The sequence below is a fragment of the Caulobacter sp. DMC95 genome (assembly GCF_056313785.1).
On sequence record NZ_JBQUZP010000004.1, the window covers coordinates 210470 to 235774 of the forward strand.

Annotated in this window: 18 protein-coding genes, 1 tRNA gene and 1 pseudogene; 7 read left to right on the plus strand and 13 right to left on the minus strand. The window is 61.3% G+C overall.

Annotated features, from left to right (window positions below; genetic code table 11):
• Nucleotides 1-238 precede the first annotated feature (238 nt).
• The 4 genes and pseudogenes from ACT53N_RS11760 to dcm all read right to left on the minus strand — a co-directional run.
• Nucleotides 239-548 (minus strand): annotated as a pseudogene (locus ACT53N_RS11760) (IS3 family transposase); the annotation flags it as partial.
• 33 nt (nt 549-581) lie between these two features.
• On the minus strand, nt 582-1943 hold the full coding sequence (locus tag ACT53N_RS11765; protein WP_476064059.1) for a type II restriction endonuclease: 1362 nt from the start codon (nt 1941-1943) through the stop codon (nt 582-584).
• Between the two features lie 82 nt (nt 1944-2025).
• On the minus strand, nt 2026-2469 hold the full coding sequence (locus tag ACT53N_RS11770; RefSeq protein WP_476064060.1) for a very short patch repair endonuclease: 444 nt from the start codon (nt 2467-2469) through the stop codon (nt 2026-2028).
• Between the two features lie 28 nt (nt 2470-2497).
• Nucleotides 2498-3754 carry a DNA (cytosine-5-)-methyltransferase gene (gene dcm, locus ACT53N_RS11775; RefSeq protein WP_476064061.1) on the minus strand — a complete coding sequence of 419 codons (1257 nt, stop codon included), beginning with the start codon at nt 3752-3754 and terminating at the stop codon, nt 2498-2500.
• A 508-nt stretch (nt 3755-4262) separates the two neighbouring features.
• Here dcm and ACT53N_RS11780 point away from each other — a divergent pair.
• The 7 genes from ACT53N_RS11780 to ACT53N_RS11810 all read left to right on the plus strand — a co-directional run bounded on the left by ACT53N_RS11780 (nt 4263) and on the right by ACT53N_RS11810 (nt 15201).
• Entirely contained in the window at nt 4263-6152 is a 1890-nt protein-coding gene (locus ACT53N_RS11780; protein ID WP_476064240.1) for a sigma-70 family RNA polymerase sigma factor, read from the plus strand.
• 1 nt (nt 6153) lies between these two features.
• Nucleotides 6154-7656 carry an ATP-binding protein gene (locus ACT53N_RS11785; RefSeq protein WP_476064062.1) on the plus strand — a complete coding sequence of 501 codons (1503 nt, stop codon included), beginning with the start codon at nt 6154-6156 and terminating at the stop codon, nt 7654-7656.
• A gap of 4 nt (nt 7657-7660) precedes the next feature.
• Nucleotides 7661-10510 carry a Z1 domain-containing protein gene (locus ACT53N_RS11790; protein WP_476064063.1) on the plus strand — a complete coding sequence of 950 codons (2850 nt, stop codon included), beginning with the start codon at nt 7661-7663 and terminating at the stop codon, nt 10508-10510.
• Nucleotides 10500-11510, plus strand: a complete 1011-nt coding sequence (locus ACT53N_RS11795; protein WP_476064064.1) for a PD-(D/E)XK motif protein — start codon at nt 10500-10502, stop codon at nt 11508-11510. Before ACT53N_RS11790 ends, ACT53N_RS11795 begins: the two co-directional genes overlap by 11 nt.
• A 3-nt stretch (nt 11511-11513) precedes the next feature.
• Nucleotides 11514-13289 carry an AIPR family protein gene (locus ACT53N_RS11800; RefSeq protein ID WP_476064065.1) on the plus strand — a complete coding sequence of 592 codons (1776 nt, stop codon included), beginning with the start codon at nt 11514-11516 and terminating at the stop codon, nt 13287-13289.
• A 42-nt stretch (nt 13290-13331) separates the two neighbouring features.
• Nucleotides 13332-14117: a hypothetical protein gene (locus ACT53N_RS11805; protein WP_476064066.1), complete on the plus strand. Its 786-nt coding sequence runs from the start codon at nt 13332-13334 to the stop codon at nt 14115-14117.
• Nucleotides 14118-14313: 196 nt separating this feature from the next.
• Nucleotides 14314-15201 carry a hypothetical protein gene (locus tag ACT53N_RS11810; protein WP_476064067.1) on the plus strand — a complete coding sequence of 296 codons (888 nt, stop codon included), beginning with the start codon at nt 14314-14316 and terminating at the stop codon, nt 15199-15201.
• A 110-nt stretch (nt 15202-15311) separates the two neighbouring features.
• Here ACT53N_RS11810 and mobF read toward each other — a convergent pair whose 3' ends face one another.
• From mobF to ACT53N_RS11855, 9 genes are all read right to left on the minus strand, one after another.
• Nucleotides 15312-18041 carry a MobF family relaxase gene (mobF, locus tag ACT53N_RS11815; RefSeq protein WP_476064068.1) on the minus strand — a complete coding sequence of 910 codons (2730 nt, stop codon included), beginning with the start codon at nt 18039-18041 and terminating at the stop codon, nt 15312-15314.
• Nucleotides 18041-19840 (minus strand): type IV secretion system DNA-binding domain-containing protein, encoded by a 1800-nt coding sequence (locus tag ACT53N_RS11820; protein ID WP_476064069.1) that lies wholly within the window; start codon nt 19838-19840, stop codon nt 18041-18043. Before ACT53N_RS11820 ends, mobF begins: the two co-directional genes overlap by 1 nt.
• Nucleotides 19837-20217, minus strand: a complete 381-nt coding sequence (locus tag ACT53N_RS11825; RefSeq protein ID WP_476064070.1) for a hypothetical protein — start codon at nt 20215-20217, stop codon at nt 19837-19839. Before ACT53N_RS11825 ends, ACT53N_RS11820 begins: the two co-directional genes overlap by 4 nt.
• Before the next feature lie 418 nt (nt 20218-20635).
• Nucleotides 20636-20935: a hypothetical protein gene (locus ACT53N_RS11830; protein ID WP_476064071.1), complete on the minus strand. Its 300-nt coding sequence runs from the start codon at nt 20933-20935 to the stop codon at nt 20636-20638.
• A gap of 368 nt (nt 20936-21303) precedes the next feature.
• On the minus strand, nt 21304-21882 hold the full coding sequence (locus ACT53N_RS11835; protein WP_476064072.1) for a hypothetical protein: 579 nt from the start codon (nt 21880-21882) through the stop codon (nt 21304-21306).
• 65 nt (nt 21883-21947) lie between these two features.
• On the minus strand, nt 21948-23111 hold the full coding sequence (locus ACT53N_RS11840; protein WP_476064241.1) for a tyrosine-type recombinase/integrase: 1164 nt from the start codon (nt 23109-23111) through the stop codon (nt 21948-21950).
• Between the two features lie 234 nt (nt 23112-23345).
• Nucleotides 23346-23435: transfer RNA gene (locus ACT53N_RS11845), tRNA-Ser, on the minus strand.
• A gap of 206 nt (nt 23436-23641) precedes the next feature.
• Nucleotides 23642-24487 carry an MBL fold metallo-hydrolase gene (locus ACT53N_RS11850; RefSeq protein ID WP_476064073.1) on the minus strand — a complete coding sequence of 282 codons (846 nt, stop codon included), beginning with the start codon at nt 24485-24487 and terminating at the stop codon, nt 23642-23644.
• A gap of 90 nt (nt 24488-24577) precedes the next feature.
• Nucleotides 24578-25258 carry a hypothetical protein gene (locus ACT53N_RS11855; RefSeq protein ID WP_476064074.1) on the minus strand — a complete coding sequence of 227 codons (681 nt, stop codon included), beginning with the start codon at nt 25256-25258 and terminating at the stop codon, nt 24578-24580.
• Between the last annotated feature and the right edge of the window lie 47 nt (nt 25259-25305).

Genomic DNA, 25305 nt, shown 5'->3' on the forward strand with positions numbered 1-25305 from the left:
CCGGCATCACAGCGCCATGCGGCGACGCCGCGCGCGTAGGAGCCAGACTGCTGCTGATGATCTTTTAGTGGGGGGGGGGCTGGCGGAGAAGGTTTCCGCCATTATAACATAAAAAATCTTGTTAAATCAATATTTTGATCTCAAGGAAGATTTCTGTACCCACATTTGAGCCCACAAATGGGCTAATCCCGGCAGAAGTTTGGGACGGCCGGACTGCAGATTTAGCGGAGGGAGGGCCTCATCTTGGGTGAACTCCGAGTGCGATTCTGCGGTGCAAAAGGCGGCGATGTTCGACGATGTCGGCGGCCCTGCCGAAGCAGGCATCAGCCGGCGTCTCATGCTCCAAACTCTCGTGATATCTGGCGTGGTTGTGGTGCTCGATGAAGATGTCGATCTGGGCCCCAGGGGCGCAGGGGAGGTAGTAGTTCTTAAGCTGGATGAGGTTCTTCAGTGTCCGATGCCTGCGCTCGATCTTACTCTGTATCTGGGGGATGGTGGCGCGCGCCCCGGACGCGTTTCATATCCTGCTTACCTAGGCAGTCGGCCAATCCTGTTTGGCAATCTATCTCACTCCCTCGCCTTCAACACAGGTTCCACGCCGGCATGCGGACATCTCGCAGTTCGCGACCAAAGAAGGTCGCAAAATCCATGACGTTGTCGTGGCGGACATACTCGGTGTCCTTCGAGGTTTTCAGGCTCTCGGGGACAACGAGTGTGATGTTCATCGTCGCCATGTCCTCGATGGCGTTGGCGGCGATCGTCTCATCGACCGTTGCCAGGTACAGGTCGCTGGCGCCCATCTCCCGCTCCACCTGTTTCCAGCGTTCGCGCAGGGTCGTCTTGGCACTGAGGATCAGGCCCCGCGCCGGCCCCTCAAGCTCTCCCCGCAGATGGGCGAACGACGGCAGGACAAAATCCGGGCGCTTTTTGGCTTCGATTACTACCTGCTTGACGAAAGGAATGCTGCCCGCCTCAAGCATGGCCTCGATCTGATGCTCGAACGAGTACCCGGCGCGAGACTTTCGTTGCTGGCTGGCGGAAAGCATAATTCGGTCAATCTCGGAAACGCCGTCGACCATACGACGGATCACTGTTCTCATGTCCATGTCGGCCGATTGATCGCCGAAGACGGCGCGTACCAGCTCTACTGCCCGCTCGCGCCGCTGGAAGTCGCGGAAGAGGTCCCATTCTATCGAACGGCTGATTTCACGAATGGCGTCGCCCGGCCTTGCCATGCCGAACGGATCAAGGCTGGCCAGCCCCTTGCCTTCCAAGAACCTGCCGCGTGCCAGCAAAGCAAGCTCGGCTGTCGCGGGCATAGCCGCCCGACCGGCGGCGAAGCTGGCGATATCATCGGCCAGCCAAGCTTTGGCGACCTCCTCCGCAAATCCCATGATGCGATCACGCTCGAGGGCCGAGATCGCAGCCGGGTGGAGGACACCGACCGCGAAGTCAGACGCAAGGTCTAGCACATCGACCAGCAGGGCCGCAGCGTCTGAATCAGAGCTGATGGTCAGGCAGATGAAGGTGGGCTCTGGCGCATCATGCTTCTGCGTCATGACCAACCAGGACGCTGGCGAAAGCTTTGCGAATGCCGCCTTTGGCAGACCCGTCATGTGCGTTTCAGCGCCCTTGCTCGTGTAGTGCACGAGGCGGGTCGCCTTCTCTTCCCCGACCTGCGGCCATTCGGTCCGGAAATACACCTCTCGGATCTCTGCGGTCTCATCCTCGCGATGGCGGCTCACGAGAGCCGGGAAGAAGCCTTCGTCGCGCTGGGCAGGGGGGATGTAAACGCCCGCCTGATGCTTATTCGCCTTCTGCGCCCAGTCGCGGTCATTGTTAGAAAGCTTCTTGACCAGCACTTTCCGTGACCGGGAAAGCAGGTCGATGAGTAGGGTTTCGCCGGTATCTTCGGGCGCAAAGAGGTCGGTCTCAAATGTCATCTGATCTCCAGGACAGTCCAGTCTAGATAGACCAGAGAACTATCGGGAGCCAGAACCGTCGACATTCGCTGGGTACCGGGTCTCAGGCCAGCCCGGGCCCGACAACCGTTCGATCAACGCCGATGCTGGAGAAGGTCTCGCAACCCTCCAAGAAGGACGTGCAGGCCGCCAACACCTCCCCCGGCGGCAGGCGCTCACGACCCCTCAGGCTACATTCCCAGACGTCGAGCACCCGCCACTCCAGTGCGGCAAGCCGTGATCTGACCCTTGCGTCGCGGGTGATGTTGCCCGATATTTTCGTACGCCAGAACTCTGGCCTGGTGGCTGGCCAGCGAAACAGGCCGCAGTCATGACCATGCCAGAAGCAGCCCTGTATGAAGATGACAGCGCGGCGTCCGGGAAACACAAGGTCGGGACGTCCCGGAAGCCTGCGATCGTGTAGATGGTAGCGATAGCCCAGGGCATGCAGCCCACGGCGCACAATCATTTCGGGGCGGGTGTTGGCGGGTCCGATACCGGCCATCATCCGACTGCGGACCTCCGGCGTTACAATATCAGCCAACGGCTTTTCGCTTGCCCCCGCCCAACCTGCTGTCGCGCGCAAGCATCTCAAGGAGGTTGGGCTCCATGTATCGCGCGATCGCCTCGATCACCGGAACAGCCACCGCATTGCCAAACTGGCGATATGCCTGGGTATCTGACACCCCCGCCGGGATCTTCCACTCGCGACGACGCATGCGACCGCCCTCTTCCACCTCATATTCAAAGCCCATGAGGCGCGCGCATTCGATGGGCGTTAGCCTGCGAGGACGCGGCTGCTGTTCAATGAGGATTTCCGATCCGTCCTTGTGGTAGCGCGCCGACAGCGTGCGGGTGACTCCATCGTTTCCGAAGATACTGTAGCCAAAGCCATTTCCCGCCTTTTCGTGTTTGGCACGGTAGCCTTGTAGATACTGCCAGAGCTTCGGCGTGAGCGTGTATTTTGAGTCCACCTCGTTATGCGTCTGCAGGATTGAGCCCAGCTTAGGCCAAGTTTTTTCGTGGGGGATCATCCTGTCGAAACCGGCGAAACTAAAGCCGACGTCCTCTCGGAAGCCGACAATAAAAATGCGCTCGCGCTTCTGCGGGACCCAAGGCTCCGAGCTGATAACCCTGAAATCGATTTTGTAGCCGAGTTCTTTTTCCAGGGTCTCACGTATGACCCGGAAGGTGTTCCCTCCGTCGTGTCGCTGCAGGTGCTTGACGTTTTCCAGCATGAAGGCCGGCGGCCGGTGATGCCCCAGAATGTCGCGAATATAGAAGAACAGGTTTCCCTGCTTTGCATCGTCAAAGCCATGGGCCCTGCCCAAAGAGTTCTTTTTGGAGACGCCAGCCAGGGAGAACGGCTGACAGGGAAATCCCGCAAGCAGCACATCGTGCTGCGGGATGAGGGACGGGTCGTCGCCGTAGGGGCGGATATCGCCTACCATGACGTGGTCGTCACCATCCACAAAGTTTGCGCTGTAGGTCTTGTTCGACCATTTGTCCCATTCGCTGGTAAAAACGCATCGCCCGCCGATGGCCTCAAAGCCCAGCCTTAAACCGCCAATGCCGGCGAACAGGTCAATGAATCGGAACCGCGCCGGGGGCCTGGCGGCAAGCCGCGCCTTCGCCAGCGTCATGACGCGTTCCATTACAAGCTTGGGCACGGGCGCTTCGCCCTCGACATATCGGCACACCTGCTTCCAGGAGTAGCCCAGCTCGTCCTGCACGCTGTCCGCTGTGAGCCCGGACTGCCTGAACACAGTGGCGAAGCTCTCGGGCTCAGTCATGGGGGTCGTCCTTGCGAATCTGAAGCTCTGGGAATCTCAGAGACGGGATGGCATGCAATTGCCCAGCCCGCAAGGCAAATTGTTCCTTTTTTGTTCCCGCCGTCACCATCGTGCGCGTGGCTTAGTAGTAATCCCTCCATGGCTTGAGACCGGGCTGACTCTGCTCGCACTGCGGCTGGTGGATACGTGTTGGCGTTAGACTGACGGGGCCCTCTAGCGCCGCACGCTCGGCGCAAGGCTGACACCACAGCGCAAACATCTAGCGGCCACCGCCACTAGCACGTCCGGTTTTGTCGTGGACTATCTTTACGGTCGCTTTGACGTCGATGTGATGTCAGGTTGTCGTTAATGGGGCTCTGGGCTCTCTGGCGGAGTGGAGATGATCAGCTGCGATCAAGGAATGGCGCGTGAGCCAACGGTTCGCAGCTTCCCTGCATCCGCTGTTCGCTGAGTGGCAGACGTGTCCGTGCGTTCCAGTTCAGCATCAGAGCTTCCTCCATTGTTCCGGATGGCCGTCCTGAAGGGGACGGAGCCGACGGTGCTTCTGCACATTCGGCGTGGCGCCCCTCTAGACGGCCGCGACGAAAAGGGGCGAACCCCGCTCATGCTGGCCGCATCTGCCGGGCGTCATCAGGTTTGCCTGCTCTTGCTGGCAGAAGGCGCGGACCCTCGCGCGCGGGACCCAGGTGGAAACACCGCCGCTGAAATCGCAAATCAGGCTGGTCATCGCACCCTTGGTGCGGCGCTCTCAGCCAGGCCTGAGCCGGTCCGGCCAGATTTCACGGCGGAGTTAGGCGACGACTTTGAGTTTGAAGGCAATTGGGAGCCCGACGTAGTTGCCGCTGCGCCCCAAAGTGATGACAGCGCATTAACCTCTGCGATTGCCGTTCAGGGCAGCCTCGGGCGTAGCGGAGCACGGAACGATGACACTGAATGGTCTGACGTAAGCCTTGAGCTCCCGATGGGAGCAGCGGCGACGACCCGTGCCGACCACCTTCCTCCAAAAGCAGTTCAATTTCTCGAAAACGCCATCGCATCCGGGCGAGTGCCGAGCGACGCCGTCGAAGCCATGTGGCCAGCTGGCCCTAGGCGGACTCGCGATGTCCTCAGGCTGATCCTTGCTGATATGGGCGTGCAATTCGAGACCGACATGGTCGGGGACACGGTCGCTCGGGCGTTGTCTCCGGGGACAATCACAAAAGCTGGCCGCGAGGAAGTGGCCGCAGCCGGCGAACTTGCCGCCATTCTGCTTACTGATGTCGGTGCAGCGGCCGCCTACGAGGCGGAACTTTCAAAAATTCCAGCTGCGTCCAAACAATCTGAACAGGCGACATTTGCAGCCTTCTTCAGAGCCAAGAAGCAGCTGCTAGCGGCAATGGCAGTATCGCAGGCGTTCTGGCTCAGTTCCATTCGCGAGCGTTCAAACGCGATGCAGATCATTGGAGAGGATGATCCGGAGGAAGCCGACGACCCAGATACTCTTCAGAGCGATCATCATGATGAGGTGAGCGGGCTGTTCGATGTCATCACTAACAATGCCCCGGCTGATTTGGAATCAACGTTGGCGGAATTTGCCAAAGCGGAAATCCCGATGGGGCTACTCAATGGCATCTACGCGTCGGTTTCGGCCGCTGAACCGGGCGACGCTGACGTTGCCCGGTTGAAAGCGGCTATAGAAATCTATCTCGAGACCCGCCAGCGGGCGATTGAGGACAATCTCCGGTTCGTTCCCAGGCTCGCACGCAAGTACCTGGGGCGAGGGCTCGACCTCGCAGACCTTATTCAGGAAGGAAACCTTGGGCTAATTCGGGCGATTGAGCGGTTTGATTCGGCCAGAGGCTATCGTTTCCAGACCTATGCTACCTGGTGGGTTCGTCAGGCAATCTCGCGCTCTATCGCCGACAAGGCGCGCACAATCCGAATCCCTGTGCATATGCTCGAGACGATCAACAAAGTCACCCGCGCGAGGCGCCAGATCCTGCACGAGATCGGCCGTGAACCGACTCCGGAAGAACTGTCTGCAAAGGTGTCTATGCCGCTTGAAGGCGTCCGCAAAATTCTGAAGACCGCCAAGGAACCGATAAGCCTCGAAGCGCCGGTTGTGGGTAGGCTCGCGCGTCGGATTGAGGACAGGGCCACGAAGTCACCGATTGATTCGGCCATTCAATCAGAGCTGAAATCCACGACGAGCCGAATACTTTTGAGCTTGAGCCCCAGAGAAGAACGGGTGGTTCGGCTGCGCTTCGGTATGGACCTGGATTTCGATCGCACCCTTGAGGAAGTCGGAAATCAGTTGGGGGTCACCCGAGAGCGCATCCGACAGATTGAGGCCAAAGCGCTGAGAACGCTGAAACGCCCCTCGCGCTCCCGCAACCTTCGCAGCTTCTTTGATGACTAGCATGAACAAGAACCATATCGGTGCGACCCGAAACGCGCCGCCACGAGCGAGCTCGATGATCGAGGCGCTTCGAGGCCTTGGCTATTCAGCCCCGACCGCGATCGCCGATATCCTCGATAACAGCATCTCGGCTGGTGCCTCTGTTGTCGACCTGGCCTTTGGCTGGAACGGGCCCGACAGCCACTTGGTCATCACGGACAACGGACGCGGCATGTCCCCCTCCGCGCTAGACCTTGCGATGCGGCTTGGCGAGCGTAGTCCGCTGGATCAGCGTGAGGCCGCAGATCTTGGGCGCTTCGGACTCGGCCTAAAAACAGCGTCATTCTCCCAATGCCGGCGGCTTACAGTTGCTTCAAAGCAGGAAGGCGTCACTTCAACCCTTCGTTGGGATCTTGACCTTCTCGCCGCCAGCACCAGTGGCGAATGGTCCCTCTATGAAGGCGCGGCCCCGGGTTCCGAACCACTGCTCCGGAGTCTCGATGGGTGTCCTCAAGGCACGGTCGTCCTGTGGGAGGTAATGGACAGGCTCACCCCCAAAGGGGGACGGGAGCAGGACTTCCTCAATCTGATCGATAGGGTCGAAGAGCACCTGGCCATGGTGTTCCACAGGTTCATTGAATCTCGGACAATCAGCATCCGGATTAATGGAAGACCTGTAGCGCCCTGGGACCCTTTTCTTGAAAATCACACATCGACCTGGCGTTCCCGCGAGGAGCGTTTCACGGTGAATGGTGACACCATCTCGGTTCGTGGATTTGTGCTTCCACATCGCGACAGGGTCGAGCCGAAAGTCTGGGAGCGTGCAGCTGGCCCGGATGGCTGGACGTCCCAGCAGGGCTTCTATGTCTATCGGAACAAGCGTCTTCTTTTGGCCGGAAACTGGCTGGGTCTTGGCCGGGGCCGCGGCTGGGCCAAGGACGAAGCTTTCAAACTGGCCCGGATACGGATCGAGCTTCCCAACTCAGCCGACGCGGATTGGAAAATCGATATTCGCAAGTCCGTCGCCCGCCCCCCGCCCGAAGCACGAGAGCGCCTGACATTGTTCGCAGAAGATGTACGGGAGCGAGCGAGACGGGTCTTTGCCCATCGGGGCTCTCCCAAGAAGTCCGGTAAGGCCGCGCCAACCATTCAGGCCTGGGCGGTCGATCATGCCGTCGGAGGGGTCAGGTACCGGATCGATCAGTCTCATCCAGCCATCGCCAGTGTCCTCGAACAGGCCGGAAGTCTAACTCCGGAGGTGAAGGCGATGATCCGGGTCATCGAGGAAACGGTTCCAATACAGCAGATCTGGCTGGAGACGGCGGAGGCTCGCGAGACACCAAGAACTGGATTTGCAGGCGCGCCGCCCGCAGAGGTGCGCGAGCTTCTGCTGACCTTGTTCCGGAATTTGGTGGTGCGCAAAGGTCTGTCCCCGGAACGGGCTCGCGAGCAACTTGCCCGCACCGAACCCTTCGATGCTTATCCGGAATATGTCGGCGAACTTGAACTCGGGCCTCAGGAGTAAAGCGATGTCCAATGAGAAGGTGGTCAAATTCGCCCAGGAACTCCTGTTGGAAGCAGACCCGGCGACAATAAGTCCGGCGCTGATCGGCTCAAAGATCGATCAAGTCCTGCAGTTCAATCCGAAATGGAGCGTCGGGCTGGATCGCGACGCGGCAATCTCGGAGCTCGTCCGACGTTTCAGTCTCTGGATCGGGACAGACACGACCATCAAGAGCGACGTGGGGCACTCGGCCTGGCTGAATGCGTCCCGAAAGTCAGACTGGCGATACTGGCAGCGATATCGCGAGCTTCTCGAAAGGCGAATGTCCTACACGGCGGTCGAAGCGCTTAATCAGTCGACCGACACGGTCCTTGGACTGCTGGAAGATCCTCAACGCCCAGGGCCCTGGGACCGGCGCGGCCTCGTCGTGGGGCACGTTCAGTCAGGAAAGACCGGAAACTACACCGGCCTCATCACGAAGGCTGCTGACGCTGGTTACAAGATTATCATTGTGCTCGCGGGCGTTCACAACAACCTCCGTGCACAGACGCAAATGCGGCTCGATGAAGGATTCCTGGGTTACGAAACCCGCCCGGTGGCGAGTGAGAGCAGAACCATCGGCGTCGGCTTGATTGATGGCGATCCGTCGATCCGGCCAAATTACGTCACCAATCGTACCAATACGGGTGACTTCAGCACCGCCCGCGCAAACACGCTTGGGATTTCCCCTGAACAGCGACCCTGGTTGTTTGTGGTCAAGAAGAACAAGACGGTCCTCGAGAGGCTGCTTACCTGGATCCACAATCACGTTGCGGACGTCCATGATCCTCAGACAGGCCGCAAGCTAGTCACCCGTCTGCCGCTGCTGCTCATCGACGACGAGGCGGATCATGCTTCTGTCGATACCGGCGAGCAGGTGTTTGACGAAGACGGGATCCCTGACAGCGAACACCAGCCCACAGCCATCAATCGGCTGACCCGGAAGATTCTCCATTCCTTCGATCGGTCGGCTTACGTAGGCTACACGGCGACGCCGTTCGCCAACATCTTCATCCATGAACGGGGCGAGACGGCCGCCGAAGGGCCAGACCTGTTTCCTGCGGCCTTCATCGTCAACCTGGCTGCACCTTCGAACTACGTTGGTCCCGCGCAGGTCTTTGGCCTGTTGGGGGCAGATGGGCGTTCACGCGGCCTGCCGCTCTTCCGGGCGGTCAAGGACCACATGTCGTCGGATGGTCTCTCTGGCTGGATGCCACAGAAGCACAACAAAACGCACGTTCCACTGACTTTGGGTAAGCGTGAGATCCCATCTTCATTGGAGGCAGCGATAAACTCATTTCTGCTGGCCTGCGCCGTAAGGAACCTGAGAGGTCAGGCTGGCGAGCATGCGTCGATGCTGGTGCACGTGACGCGGTTCACGGCTGTCCAGATGGCCGTCCACCAGCAGGTCGTTGATTACATCAGTAAACTTAAGCAGCGACTTCATCGGCGCATCGATCACGATGAAGCTGAGGCAAAGTTGCGGACCCTGTGGGAAACCGATTTCGTCCTGACGAGCGCTGAGGCAGGTGAGCATTTTTCGACCCTGGCCGACGACGTCTCCCTTCCATCATGGCAGTCTGTACTGGATGAGTTGCCAAATGTGGTCGCCGACACTGAAGTCCGTATGATCAATGGCACGGCGAAGGACGCCCTGGACTATGCTGATCAGGAAGGCCGGGGCCTTAAGGTCATCGCTATCGGCGGTGACAAGCTTTCCCGGGGCCTGACCCTAGAGGGGCTTTGCACCAGCTACTTCCTGCGTGCCTCCAAGATGTACGACACGCTGATGCAGATGGGGCGCTGGTTCGGTTATCGGCCGGGCTACATCGACCTTTGCCGACTCTACACGACCGACGAACTGGCCGACTGGTTTGGGCATATTGCTGATGCCGCCGAGGAGCTTCGCGAGGAGTTTGACCTAATGGCCGCCAGCGGCGCTACGCCCCGCGAATACGGCCTCAAGGTACAGTCGCATCCGGTTCTGATGGTTACCTCGCGGCTGAAGATGCGGTCAGCAAAGAGCCTCTGGTTGTCATTCAGCGGACAGCTTGTGGAAACCGTATCGCTTTTCAATGAGCCGGCTGTTCTCAATCGCAATCTCGATGCCGCGAAGAGCCTGGTGGCCGGGCTCGGGAAGTCTGAAGTTGACCCCGTCCGACAACGCGGAGGGGCCACCCAGTCTTGGAGGGGGCACCTGTGGAACGATGTGCCGGCGCAGGCGGTGGTCGACTTCCTCGGTCGCTACAAGACGCACCCCGATGCCTATAAGGTTGATAGCAGGCTGCTCGCCGAGTTCATCAGTTCGATGACCCAGGATGGCGAGCTGACTTCCTGGAGCGTGGCCTTGATCGGCGGCGGCCAAGGGCAGACCCATGAGGTGACGCCTGGCGTGGAAGTGAGCATGCTGAAGCGAACGGCTGCCGACAATCCTGGACGATATTCGATCGGCCGCCTCTTGTCCTCGCGCGATGAGGCGCTGGACCTTGATGACGACGCTTGGCAGGCAGCTCTCAAGTTGACCCGCGAAGCGTGGCAGGCCGATGCCGGACGGCTGAAGGAGCGTCGGGATCCCGTCGACCCCTCAGGGCCGGCTATTCGACGGGTGCGGGGGGAGGGCATCCCTGGCAGCGCGACCCGCACCGGAAATCCCGAGCGCGGCCTGCTTTTGGTCTATCTCCTCGATCCTGCCGAAGCGGGTAAATCCCATGTCTCTGCCGACCTGCCGCCAGTCGTGGCCTTTGGCATCAGCTTCCCGGCCAGCGGCTCGGGCGTGAAGGTCGAATACAAGGTGAACAATGTTGCGTGGGAACAGGAGTACGGCGGTGCAGACTGACGCCGACGAACTATTGCTGGCCTGGCGAGCGCTTTCAGCCGGTGACACTGGCGATGGCCTGCGGGTCATCGCGCTGGGCGCTGACCGCCCACGGGTCAGGGCCGGTATCACCTATCCTCTAGTGCAGGAGACTCTTCTGGTCGGGTTCAATCTCGGCCAGGCACAGCGTGTCGACGAGTTGCCTGAAGCCAGAGGGTTCAGCGTCTCGCTTCTCGCCGAGCCCGTGGCCGCGCGGTACGAAAGCTGGATTGCGATTACCCGTCGGCCCGAAGCGGGTGTCGACCTGTTCGCCCTCATGGCCAGCGATATCGCGGCTTCACTGACTGACGCCGGGGCAGCCTCCGAACAGTGGCTTTTCGGAACTCTGCTCGACCGAATCCGAGCATGGCAGGATTTCATGCAACGCCCGAGGGATGGCGTCCTCTCCCGTGAGAAGGAGCTAGGTCTGTTCGGCGAACTTCTGGTGTTCCGGGATTTTCTTGACGCTGATGTCCCGCCTGTCCACGTCGCTGCGGCATGGCAGGGACCTGCGCGCAGTGTCCAGGATTTCATGGTCGGACATCGCGGGCTTGAGGTGAAGGCCACGCTTTCGGCCAACGGATTTCCGGCCCGGATCAGCTCTCTTGACCAACTGGACACGGGTCAGGGCAGGGCGGTGATGGTTGCGGCCGTCAGGCTCAGTCTGCAGGACGATGGTGTGACCTTACCCGAACTCGTCACCGATCTGCGTGATCGTCTGGCCGGAAGCGGCCTTACAGCATCGCTTTTCGAAAGAAGTCTGCTTCTTGCAGGCTATTTCGACACGGCGGCTGACAAATACGTTCGCCGGTTCGGCACCGTGAACACGCGCGTGTTCACGGTAGACGATGATTTTCCAAGCCTGACCCGCTCGGCGGTCCGCGCCGAAATCCGGACGGCTGAATATGAGCTCGACCTCGACCTGGTCACCACTCCTGCCATCGCTCTTGGCGACGTAGTCACACAGCACAGGTTGTTCTGATCCATGACGCTCGACGAGTTTCTCACCCAGACGCAAACCAGCGTCCATGAGCAGGTCAGCGGCCAGATGGTTGCCGGCGCTTACGCGAACGCTGAGGCGGTCTTCACCGAAATCGTAATGAACCATATGTCGGACAGCGGGATGACCTTCGACCCGCAGGTCCTGCATATCGAGCGCAAGCTCGGTAATGCCAATCTACGCCTGAGCGGATACGCCGTCTCGGACGAAGGCGACGAGCTCGATCTCTTCGTCAGCTGCTATCAGGGCACTGACGAAGTTCAGGCCATCTCCGAAACCGAGATCAAGGCTGCAGCTGACCAGTGCATCAAATTTCTGTCGGCAGCTGCGATGGGGAAACTGACGACCTCGATTGATCAGTCCGACGACGCCTATCCGCTCATCCTGACCATCCAGGACTGCTATGACAATCTGGATCAGATCCGGGTCTTCGTGCTGACCGATCGCCAGGCGAAGTCGAAGAGCTTCAAGCCGCGCGAGGTGGCGGGCCGATCGGTGCGTCTTGAGGTAATGGATATCGAACGGCTGTTCCGTCACTGGGCGGAGGGCAAACCCCGTGACGAACTGGTGGTCAACTTCGAGGAAGTCTGCGGGTCGCCGCTGCCCTGCGTCCTCGTCCCCGGTGAGAACGAGGAATACGATTACGCGCTTACGGCTGTGCCGGGTGCGGCTCTCAGGCTGATCTACGAGAAGTTCGGTGCCCGTCTTCTGGAGGCCAACGTCCGGTCCTTCCTGAGCCAGACGGGCAAGGTGAACCAGGGCATCCGGGACACGCTTCGCAACGCCCCCGACCGCTTTATGGCTTACAACAACGGGATAGTACTGATCGCCGACAAAGCCAGTTTCTCCCGCGCTGGCGACGGCTCGGTCGGCATTTCCTGGCTGCGCGGCATGCAGATCGTCAACGGCGGCCAGACCACGGCCTCAATTTACTTCTCCAAGCGCAAATACCCGGACATCGACCTGTCAAAGGTCAGGGTGCCGGCCAAGGTTATCATCCTGAAGTCAGATGATCCGGACAGCGAGGAGGCGCTGGTCAGCGACATCTCGCGGTTCGCCAATAGCCAGAACGCAGTGAAGGTCTCTGACCTTTCAGCCAACAAGCCTTGGCATGTTGAAATGGAAAAGCTGTCCCGCGACGTATTCTGTCCCGACGGCGTAAGCCGCTGGTTCTATGAGCGGGCGGCCGGCAGCTACAACGTGATGCTTGCGCGCGAAGGCAATACTCCGGCTAGACTTGCGCGCCTGAAGGAGACAATCCCGAACAAGCGCAAACTCACCAAGACCGACCTCGCAAAATACGCAAATACCTGGGCTGGCCTACCGCATCTGGTTGCACTCGGGTCCCAGAAGAACTTTGACCGCTTCATGAGGGACGTTACGGATGGAACGACGCCCATTCCGGATGTCGCCGGCTATAAGCGACTCATCGCCCAAGTCATCTTGTTCAAGACTGCTCAGGAGGTCGTCCGGAGCGGCCCCTACAACGCATTTCAGGCCAACATTGCCGTGTATACGGTGGCTCTTCTCTCGGACCGTATCGGCAAGTCGCTTTCTCTGGACATAATCTGGCAAAAGCAGGCGGTCTCAATCGAACTGAAACAACAGATCAGTCGCTGGGCCACCGAGATCAATGCAATTCTATGGGAGACCGCAGGCACGCGGATGGTCTCCGAGTGGGCCAAGAAGGAAGAATGCTGGCAGGCCGTGCGCACCCATTCCTACTCGGAGCTGAATGTAAGGATACCGGAGATAAGGTGATCCTCGGGGGAAGCTCTGCAGCGTGTCGATGAGAGTGTTCCGATGACCACTGGCGCAGTGACCGGCCTGTTCACCCATGTGGTGGTAAAGCGGCTGACCGCAGTAGAGACGGACGTCGGCCGCTCGAACCAGCACGAGTTTAATGGCTCGAAGGTGCTGATGTCGGTGTTTGGACCAGACCAGCCGCAGCGCCTCTCGACCGAGTTCGTCTGGATGCCCGACGACGGCGAGTTCGTCAGCCACACCGGCTGGCTGACCTGGTACGACGCCCGGGCCCGTCATCCGACCCGGTCTGAATACCGTCTCTACTTCCCGGAAAACGAGGCGGCGCAGCGGGCGCGCGAGGGCGACCTTCTCATCCTTGCACGGCGGACGGAGGGGACAGTTTTGTTGCTCCTAGCGCCGGGGTCCGGCATCGCGGCTGCCCGCATCTTCTGGCTGTTCGGTATCGAGACGGTCCCGGGCGTCGGCTTTGGTGCCCTTGATCTATCTGGTGAGGCCACAAGCCAGCTGGCTCAACGGCTGGGGTGGCGATCAGGTGAGAATGATCTGCGCCAGGATCAGGCCTGGGCAGAAGACGTTAATGGACCACTTGGCGATGCAATCCCCGGTGTCCGCGAAGAAGTGAGCCGGTTTCAGGCTTGTCTTGGCACCGCTCCTGCCGAGGCTGCGGGCGAGGACTGGGGCGACGTATCGCTAGAGCTTCCTGCCGCCATGCCGGCCGGAATTGCAGGTGCGGCGCTTGATCGGACAGTCGCGACCCTGCTTGGCCGACGGCATTCCCGCGAGGGTTCTGTCAGCCCCAACTCTAGTCGCCCAGTAGGGTAGTTCGAGCCACGCTCTCGACAAGGCAGGATCAATCAGTCCGCTTCGCCGGTTCGACACCTCGCCTGAGCTGTTCCGCCTCGCGCCTGTTGAAGACAAGTTGGCGATGGACTGACAGCACCCTTACAAGTTCTTTTGGCTATGGCTCGACAGAACGCCAAGGGAGAAAATGGAGCCCGCGCTCCACAGGGTAACATCGATGTCAGAGACAGACATTTTCAGCGCGGATGGCGAAGATGACTGGGAGGCGCAGGACGAAATCGCGCCGTCCTTCGCTTTTCACGAGGACGCGGTCAGGGCCGCTCGAACAATTCAGAACTCGATTTCCGCCCACAAGGCGACTGAGACGGCCGAAGACTGGTCCGAAGTCGTGGTCGACCTGCCAGAAGTCGAGCGAGGACGTCGGACCAGCGTCTCCTTCAGACGTTTGTTGAGCGGTCGTGCGCGGCCCTCGAAATCCCTTCCCGCACTCGATCTCTCGAAAAGTCCTGATGAGTTGCTGTCGACCGTCTCAATCGCTCAGGTGATCCGCAGCTCTGACGCCAGCGCAACTCTGCTCGCTTGCGTCGCGCGCTCGGGCCTGTTCACGATGACTGCCCTAGACTTCCTGGCCGATGGCAACAGCGAGGCCGAGTTCCTGAAGGTCCCCGCCCTCGGTCTGCGTGAATACTTCGAGATCGTTGACACGCTGAACGCCTTCACGATCCTGGTGCATGGTTCGGCGACCGGCTCGGGGTTCAGGTACGCTCCGACGGTGGAAATCACTGCGGTGCCCGATTTCTTCCCGGCCCCTGTGACTGTGTCTGCGGGGCGCGCGCAGCCCGGCACGCCCGACCGATCCCCAACCGAACTGCTAGAACAGACGCGGCTTGCGCAGATCGTACTGCGACGGGGCAGCCCGGCGCTTCAGAAGGCCCTGCGCGGCGGCGAATGCTTTACGCTTTCGGCGCAGGCCTTCATCGAGCACGACGACGCCGAGGCCCTATTCTGCTCGGCGCGAGGCATGAGCGTCGTCCTGTATCTGGAACTTTGCGACCTGGTGAACGACTTCACTACCGAAGTCTTCAGCAGTCAGGGGCACCGCTGAGCCTTCCGATTGAGCGTCACAGAAGAGTCAGGTTTTCCGGTGTCGGATCTTGCTGGGCTCCGCGCTTCGGTGCCTGCGAGGAAGCGGGCCTTCCTAACTTCGGCAAAGATTCAGCCTTGCCCCTCCAGCGCGAAACTGTGGTAATTCATCTCACGCTCCGCCACACGCACCGCCAACCTTTCCCGGTCATCGGTATAGACCACGGCCTCGCTCCGCGCCCGCGACAGCGCTACGTACATCGAAGCCTGATCTACGAGATTGGCCCGGTTGCTCTCGGCATGGACCATGACCCGTTCTGCCGTGCGTCCCTGGGCGGCGTGGGCAGTCTGAACGTAGCCGTGGCGGATATGCTGATCGCGTGCCTGGTCGAGATAGAGGATCTCGACACGCCCATCCGCGCGCACAACCTCGACCGATCGCGCATCCAGGACCCGCGCAACCTCCGCCTGTCCGCCATTGGCGCGCCCTGTTGCGGGATCGTTGCGGGTAAACTCGACCCGATCTCCTTCACGCAACTCCCGTGTTTCGCGGGTGAAGGCCTCGGCCTTGCCCCATTGTCCCGGTGCCCAATCGAGGGCTCGGCCTGTCTCGCCGACTAGGGCCAGCCGCCCTTGGTCCAGGTCAACGGCCGCCACGGTGAACGCCTCGCCGCGCCGAACGCCCTTGGCCTGATCGCGTTGGGTGAAGACGACAACTTCGCTGACGCTATAGCTATCGGCATGGCGCGCCTCCGCCTTGGTCATGTCTTTGGCGACCAGCACAGAGGCTATGACCGCACGTTCGCCAAGCGCGTTCCGCGCGATCAGCTCACGGCGGATCTCTACGGTAAGGGCCTCGCGCCCTTCCCGTGAGGGATCAATGACGATGGTCCGCGCCCGTTCCTGCGCCGACAACCGAGCATAGTCTGCCGCCAAGCTGGTGCGTCGAGCCTCGGGCGTCGCCGCTTCGATGATCCGCCCGCCGCCAGCGTCCAAGGCCTCGAAGGCGCGGCGGATCTGACCTTCAAGTGTCGCCTCCACAGCCTCCTTGGTCTTGGCGTTGGTCTGGCGGACGATCTCTGTCAGCCGGGCGGTTTCCATTCCCGCGCTTTGCAATTGGGCGAGGGCCGCACCGGCGCCGACCGAGCCGAGTTGCTTGGTGTCGCCGACCAGCACTGTCCGTGCGCCAACGGCCTCGGCCCGCTCCAGAAGCCGCGCCATATCGCGGGCTGATACGAGGCTGGCCTCATCCACCAGCCAGACCTCCCGACGCGGCGCCCGGGCCTCGCCCCGATCGGCCTCAGTCTTGAGATGGCGAGCCAGGGTCTGGCTTTCTAAGCCCAACGCTTGCCCTAACGTCTGAGCCGCCGACGCCGACGGCGCCAAGGCTCGAACGCCATAGCCTGCCGCATCGGCGGCTTTGGAGAAGGTCGCCAGAACCGTGGTGGTCTTGGCCGTACCGGCAAGGCCAAGGACCGCAACGACCTGGTTGCGGCTGTTTAGGATCGCCCTTGTCGCCGCCTGCTGGTCAGCGGTCCAGGCATGACCCTGATCTTTGGCGGCGAGCATCGCGCTGGCGACGATGCGCGCCGCCTCCACCGGCCCGGCGTTCGGCCTTGCCATACCGCGTCCGCGATACTCGGACCGGAGCAAAGAAAGCTCATCGGCGATGTTCTGGCGGGTGGTGAACCCGGCACCCTCCGCGCCCCGTCGATCGCTGTGGGTTCTGGTCTCCAAGTCGCCAACCTCGGCGGCGCGGCCGATGGTGCCAAGGACCTCCGCCTGTCCTGCTCGTCCCATGAGTCGACGCCCGGCTTCCTTCTCAAGCTCGGCGCTGCTGGACACAGATTGGCGCTCGCCAAGCTTCTCGGCCGCGAAGCCCACGGCCGCTCGCGCTGCGGCCTCGGCTTCGCCTTGCCGCGCCAGGCGATCCTCAACGCTCCGACGCTCGGCCTGGTCCTTGGCTTGGTCCATCAGCGCGAAGCGTGCCTCGCGGTCAAATCCCGCCGCGTCCGCGCTGGTGCGCCAAGCCGTGACCAGGTCGCCCCGATCATGCGCCTCTTTGGCCATGCGGGTGTCGAGGGTCGCCATCTGCCGCTCGGCGGGGCTGGCGGTCTGGCGGGTCTTGCCTCTTTCGGCCAGGTGCGCCTCGATCTGCGCAGCGCGGTGACTGAAAGCCTTCATCGCGGCCTCCGGCACGCCAGCAAGCTCGAATGCCGACTCCTTACCAACAGTGAGAGCGTAGCCTAGACTTTCGGCGGCGGAGGCCAGTTCTTGCCGGTAGATCTCGCCTGCCGCTTTGTGGAGCTGGAAAAAGGTGCGGCCCTCCTGGCTGCGCCAAGCCCCCTCGCGGTCGCGGGTCAAATTGAGAATGATGCTGTGCGTGTGGAGCTGCGGGTCCTGAGCCCTGCTGGTCTCATGCCTGAAAGTCGCGGCCACCAGGTTGCCGGTCTTGACGTGAACGATCTCCGCGCCGTCGCGCACCCGCGTCGCAGCGCCATGGCGCTCGACATAAGCGAGCGCTCGGCGGGCGGCTTCATCGTGCGCGGCGATCAAGCGAGTGTCGCCTACGACTAAGGCCATAATTGAGAGGGACTTGGGCGAGCTGAATGTCAGGTCCCAGCCTGGCCGATGCTCGCGCTCGCCGTTGCGATGGGTTCCTAGAACCTCGCCGGATGGCAGGGCACCATCCAACAGCGCCTTGAAGGCGTCGCGATCAACCTCGCCCGTAAGGCCAAGTGTCATGGCGGCCTCGCCCCGCCATTCGCTGGGGGCCAGGCCCCCCTCCGCATAATAGTCATCGGCCTCAAAGTAGTTGGCCGCTTGGGCCGCACTCGACAGACCGCTGATGCTGGCGACCATCAGACTGGGCCGCCGTCGGGAACGAGCGCGGCGGTCTCACCACGGCGTGGTGCCCGCCCCCAGAAGGTCGCGCCAATATCGCCTGGCACGAAGGCTGGATGGCGTGCGGGTGCTCTCGAGACAATATGACGGTTGTTGAGCACGAGCCGCGCCGCCGGACGCCCGTCGGGTAACTGCAAGACGCCGTGGAAGCGCGGCAACTTGAAGTCACTGTCGATCAACGCCGGCCGGATCTGGCGATTGGCGGCGAGCGAAGTACGGCCCTTGCCAAGCCCGAACGAGAGGGACTCGGTTGCGCCATGCAGCTCGATCTCCACGTCGCCGATCGATTGGCTGGCCCATCGGCGACTGTCGCTGTCAGCTAACTGTAGAAAAAGCTTGGTGTTGCAGCAGCCCAGCAGCGCCTCAGCAGTGTCCTTTCCATACCGGTCCCTCATTTGGCCGAGCGCCTGGAAAGTGATGACGACCGCCGCGCCGAACTTCCGCCCTAAGGGCAGGATCCGCTCCAGCTGATCGACGGCGGGCATGTCGGGAAGTTTATCGAGCAACAACCAAACGCGTCGATCAGGATGCGGATCAAGGCCAAGGACCGCACTGCAAGCGCACTCCAGCCAGCATGACAAAAGCGGCCGCATTGCCTGGAAGTGGTCTTCCTTCCTCGGCACAAAGACCCAAGGCTTGGCGCCTTGGCGCGCGTCGAGGCCCTTGAAGAAGGCTTGAAAACTGAAGCTCTCGCCGCCAACCGGCTGCGCCTTCAAGTACTGCAGTAGGTTCACCACTTCAGCCAACATAAACAGGACGGAGGCGGTGGCGCGGTCGGCATCCTCTTCGAACGTCCTTGCCGAGGAGGTACTGGCGAGCAATCGACGAAGCTCGTCCCGGGTGGCAGAACTCAAGGTTTCGATCAGCGCCTCGGGCTCGCCGCGACCTTCGCGCCAGAGCTCTCGCATGACATTGGCGACCAATGCGCGCGCGGCCATGGTCCAGACATCGTCGGTCTCATCGCCCTTGGACATGACGAGCTGGGCTGCGATGCGGTCGGCGTCGGCTGGGTGCTTGATTTCACAGAAGGGATTCCAATAGGCACCACGGGCATCCCACGGATTTAGGATCACATCCCCGCGTTCGGGTCTGAAATAGTGGGAGATGAAGTCGCCGCTGGTATCGTAGACCACGGCGGCTGCGCCCCTAGCTTCCAGGCCGTCGAGAATCTGGCGCAAAGCCGTTGTCTTGCCCGAGCCGGTCGAGCCGATGAGGGCGACGTGGCGCGTCTCCAGATCCCGAGGGATAGGCACTTCGCCAAGGCGCAGAGCCCCGTCGCCTGCCGAAGCAGACGTTAGCCTGGCCAAGGCTCTGGCCGAGATCACCTCTGCGCCTCTAACAATCCGGTCGCGCGAGGCTCGTCGCCCCCAATTGTCCAGGATAGTCGACCAGAGAAGACTGGCGATGACGCCCAAGCCTAAGCCTAGCCCAAGACCGCGCGCGCCCGTTTGAACCAAAACTGACCAAGCGCGCGCGGCACTGGGCGGTTCAGCGATTTGGCGAGCTGGCACGTCAATGCCTACAATGTTGACCGTTGGCTCAATCGGTTGGCCCTCGGTAAGCCAGAGCTTGAAGCGGGCCGAAGCGTAGGCCGCTCCAAGTGTGCGCTCCGGCTGACTGGTCTCTCGCGCAACAAGCGCCACCATTGAAAGCGTCACAGCCAAGGCGGTGATTCTGGCGTAGTTGGCCCATCGCTGGAACGCAGCGCCAAGTCCGAGGGCGACGAGCCCTTGGCCGGTTTTGATAGGTGCGGTCATGGCTCACCCCGCGCGAGTTTGCGCTGCCTGCGATAGGCCTCGCCGGCTGCTTCCGCGATCGCTTCATCCAGAGCTTTGGCGTCGCGTGCATCGGCAAGAGCGGCCTGACGTGAGTAGGCGTAAGCCGCCGCCGCGCTGTATAGGGCTCGATCGGTCAGGCCCTCCAGCCGCTCAGCCCTCGCCAACAGTTCGCCGATCAGGGCAGCGATGGGCTCTTCCGCTCCGCCGGGTTCAGCCGCTCCAGCCAGCGCTGCCAGTCCCACTTCCATAGCGCGGTTGCTGGCCTGGTAGAGGCTGATGCTATGGACCTCGGCATGCCGGCGGAGGAACGCGATTTGCGGACGCGTGAGGCGGAGCGATATTGGGGTTCGGCTCATTTCCGCACCGCCTTGCGCATGCGCTGTGCTTGCGCCCGAAAGCCTTGACCGGTGAGGGTCTTGGCCAATGGGCTCTCTTCGGCGCTTGCGGACCGAAAGCGCAAAACTGCGGCCCTTGCTTGGGGGCACGCGTGCGAAGGGTGTGGATCTACCTTTCCTAACTTGGGGGTCGGGTTTTGGTTTGCTTGTCCGTCTGAGGTCATTGTCACCACTGAGCGTCCAGCATGCGGAAGGCGTCTCGCCGGTCTCATCTCCGGCCGCCTGGAACGCTTGCCGTCCAGCTTGAGGAAAGCGCGCGTTGCGCCCGTTCGACCTGCCGAGCCAGGGCTCTGGGCATATCTTGCGGAATCCACCGGGCACCTGAGAAGCGATCTCCGGAAAAGGCCGCAAATTCCACTTTCAGGATGGTGGGGCGTTCCTACCACTCCTCTTGCTTGACATACCAAAAGATGAGCGAGGCTGCCGGAGCGCCCAAATCGCGGCGGGCAGACGATGCGAGTCCCTCGATAGATTCCGCTGGATCGCCGGGGTATCCGGCCATGCGCATGAAGGCGACATAGCGGTTTCTGCCGATTTTTCGTTGAATGACCGAACACACACAGGTCCGGCCATCAGTTCTATAAAAACGGATGACTTCTTGGGCAGGTGGCCGTTTGAGCTTCCTGAAGAAGGCCGTTTTGGCTGAGTCCAGGCGTGCGAAAGCGATCTGAAAGGACATTGTCTTTCTTCCAGCCAATGATTGGTTTCGGGGTTTTGGGTCGTTAGCCGGGGGGGCTTTCACCGGAGTAGCTGCGAAGCCAGCGCACGGCCTCGGCAGCTGTAATCAGCGTTCGGGCACCAATCTTTACCGTGCTGAGGCGTTTCGCCTGAACCTCGGCATAGAAGGTCGTGCGCCCAATCGAATGAGCTCGGCAGAACTCATCCACCGACATGGCTAGCTTGGCGGGCGTCACATCATGAGATTGCACGGCGGGTTCCTCCGAATATGCACGAACGTGCTTGAAGGACGTTGGCCGGCTTGCCCCCGCGCGTCATCATGGCTGAAGTGGTTCAGGATTCTCTGAACCGCTTCAGGAAGGCGCATCTCTATTCCTTCAGCCACATTTTGATTTTCGCCTGAAGGACATTGTCGCTACTTCCTGCGATGCGCGGCCTTTGAACCAAAGTCGCTATCTCCATCGGTTGCATTTTCCGAACTTCGGGGTCTTCCGCAACAAGTTGATCAAACTTTTGGCGCGCTACATCCCACCAAGCTCTACGAGTATCGGCTGACCTCTTCCCACCAGCAGATGCACCTTTCCGGGCATTGCTTGCGCGCTTCACAATGCCCGTAAGTTTTGTAGTCGAGTCTGTTGTCCCGAATCCAATTCCAACGCCTTGGATGATGCCGCGCGCATACCAATCTGCGGCGTCCGGTCCTTCGGCGCGCGACTGTTCAATCCCCTCGTGGAATCGTTGAATAAAAACGGCAAGCCTTGCCGTTGACTGAGATTTTTCGTCTCCAGAAGCGATCATCGCTTCAACGTCTTCTGGCTTCAGAGGAGAATTGTCTCCTCCGATCTCATGTAGAGATTGCGTAACAACCGAAATTGCAAAATCTAGTATAGCATCGCATGAGGCTGTATATTTCCTCTCGCGATCGGCGTGTCTGAGGATTGAAATCATGCTATTTGCAAATTAATCGCCATTATGCATAAGCAATTCCTAAGGATGAAGAATTTTTTGTCTGTCTATTTTTGCGTATAGATAGCCCACGAGTGCATGAGGAGTTTACGTTTTTCAAGTAGATCACCGCGCCGATAGGCCGCCTCCATTTTTCCTGAAATCGTATGGGCCAGGGCCATTTCTACGACTTCGCTTCCGTGTTCGGTCGTCTCGGCCGCCCAGTCGCGGAACGTACTGCGAAAACCGTGGGCGGTGAGGTCTGATCTGCCCATGCGCCGGGGTGTCTGCAATAGCGACATATTCGACAGGCCTTTGCCCCACCTAATTCCATCAAAAACGAAGGGTTGCGGCGGCGGTTCGTCCTGCGAGTTCTGGCCCTTCAGCGACAGTCGGTTTCGCTCGGCTTGGACTTGTTGATCTCGCTGCGCCGCGACTATCGCCAACGCCGCAGGCGACAGCGGAATTCGGTGCTCTCGCTTGGCCTTCATCCGCGCGGCGGGGATGGTCCAAGTCCCGTTCTCCAGATCGAATTCATCCCACGTTGCTCCAATGACCTCGCCAGTCCGTGCCGCCGTCAGAATGGCAAACTCTAAGGCGCGCGCACCTGTACCGTGCTGGATCCGCAGGTCCGCCATGAAGGCGCTGATCTGGGTGTAGGGTAGGGCGGCATGATGCCGGACTGTCGTGACTTTCGATTTCGCGGGCAGCAGCCTGTCCAGGTGACCCTTCCATCGGGCAGGATTGTCGCCGGTTCTGAGCCCCCGGACGGTGGCCCAATCGAGCACCTGCTCTATGCGCCCCCTCACGCGGCTCGCCGTCTCTGCCTTGGTCGTCCAGATCGGCTGCAGCGCCTCGAGCACCAGATTGGTGTCGATGTCTGCCAAGGGGATCTGGCCGAAGATCGGCGCACCGTAGGCCTCCAGTGTGGCTGTCCATTGAGCCTTGTGCTTGTCGTTGCGCCAGGCGGCCTTGTTGGCGTCGATATAGGCCCTGGCCGCATCCATGAAGCTCATGTGGCGTGCGGCTGAAAGCTCGGCTTCTGTCTTAAGGCTGTTTCGCTTTTCGATTGGATCGATGCGCTCATGGCGTAGCCTGCGCGCCTCACGGGCTGAGTTCCTGGCTTCTGACAGCGAGACGATGTGCGTCGGCCCAAGCCCCATGGCTCGCGCCCTGCCGTTCAGTGTGAAGCGATAGATCCACGACTTCGCTCCGCCTGGGCTGATCTGCAGCTATAGCCCGCCGCCGTCTGGATAGAGGCCAGGTTCGCTCAGCCTCCGCACCTCAATTGCCGTCAACCTTTCGACCAGCCGGGCCATTTCTACCCACGTTCCTACCCACAACCCTGAGCCAGATAGTGGCGTGTTCGAGCGGACGCGTCCGGACAGTGGAAACGTCTAAGGCCTTATTTTGCTAGGGATTTCCGCCCTTTGGTGGGCGCCTATGAACACCGGCGAACAGGAAAGTGGCGGAGAGGGTGGGATTCGAACCCACGTTACGCTTTCACGTAAACCGCATTTCGAGTGCGGCGCATTCGACCACTCTGCCACCTCTCCAGGCGCCGTCCGGGAGGCCAAATTCGCCGCCCGAGGTCGAGGGCGCGATACCTAGCGGCGTCGTCCTCGAGACGCAAGCCCCCCGACGCGCTTTCTTTCGCGGCTTTTTCGCTGTTGGGTCTTGAGCTGTGGATCATCCGCGTGCAGCGCAAAAGCCGCGTTGCGCGGCTTAGCGCACGGGGGCGCGGTCGGCGTCCGATCCTTGGCTAGATCCGGCTGAGATCAATCGGCGGGAAGCGAGGGCCTGACTCGGGCTCCGAAGGCGGACGACCAGAACGGATGGCGACACGCAAAGCAGCGGCGGCGAACTCAAGATCCGGCAGGAAGGCGTCGGCGGCCGTTCGCAGCGCGATGAAGTCCAGGCGGTCAATCGTGTCGTTGAGCTGAATGTTCGACGCCTTTTGGTCGGCCACAGTCGACGCGGCCGGTGGGGTGGCGCCAACGCCCGGAAACACGCGGGTTTCCAGCGGCAGGGCCAGGATTTTCTGAGCGTCGTCCCACGCCTTGCCAGCGTCGCTGCCTGGAAGGTCGCAGCGTCCGGCGCCTTCTGCTGGCGCCAGCATCAGATCGCCGGTGAAGACCATGTCGGCCATCTTGTAGGCGACCGCGCCCGGCAGCCGGCCCGTCAGGGCGATGGGGGTGATTTCCAGTCCGCCCATCGGGAAGGTGTCGCCGTCCTGGGCCAATTTGTCGAAGTCCCAACCGTCCAGGTCGACCATGGTCTCGCCGAACTTCGGCGCCAGGCGCTTTAGGCTCTCTACGACGCGGGCGCCGATGCACACCGAGGCGCCGGTTTCGTATTTCAGGTGGCCGGCGGCCGACAGGTGGTTCGCGTGCAGGCCGGTCTCGAGGATCCAGGTCGGGCCAAGATCCTTGGCGCGGATGTCGGCGATGATCGCATCGACGAAGCCCGTACCGATCGTCTCGGTGATCGGATCGAAATCCAGGACCGGGTCGACGATGGCGCAAAGGAAGGTGGCCGGGTCGACGATCAGGTAGCTCACCGCGCCTGTTGCAGGGTGGTGGTAGGGTATGATTTCCGGCTGCATCAATAAGCCTCAGACGCCCGAGGCGCGCAACATCGCGCGCAAGCCGTTAAACATGAGCGAACAGAAGCGAAGGAAAAGATAGATTTCTCTTTGCTAGCGAGGCGGAGCCGACTGGGAGCAGGGGTGCGTCCCGTCGCGCATGCCCTCGACCCACAGGGGCTCAACATAGCGTCCGCCGCTCCGGAAACCCGGGGCGCAGCCGTCCGGAACGCCGGCGGACCCCGTAGTCCCGCCGGTCATCACCGACAGGGCGAGGGACTGACGCTCGCCGCCACGCATGCGGCTGAACCCTGGCCCGTAGCGATACCCATAGTCGTGACCGTAAGCGCCATAGGCCGGATCGCCGTACCAGCCACCGTGCTTGCCAAAGTCCGTCTTGGAGACTGCGACGCCGATCGTGGTGCTCTCGCCTACGGGGATCAGCGCCGAGGCGTAGGCGCTGCGATAGCCGCCGGTGCCAACCGAGACGCCCATGGAGCCATGCACCTTGCGCTTGCCGTCCTCATCGCGCTCGGCGGGCAAGACGCCGCGCGGGGCGTCATTGGGCTGGGCGTTGGCGGCGATGAACGCGGCGATCTGCTCCTGGGTCGTCAGCGGTCGCGGGGCGGTCGCCTGAAGAGCGGTCGGCGCGTCGGCCGCCACGGCGGTGAGCGCCTTGGCCGAGGCCTTGGCGTGAGCCGTTGCGATCACCTCGTCTTCGCCGGAAAAGGGAGCGGCCTGGGCCGAGCTCACCAGGGCGGCTGCAAGGCTGAGGATCGCAAGACAAGGCCGCATAGGGACGCTCCACATCGACGAGGCTGAACCCTGCGGCGCCAAGCCAG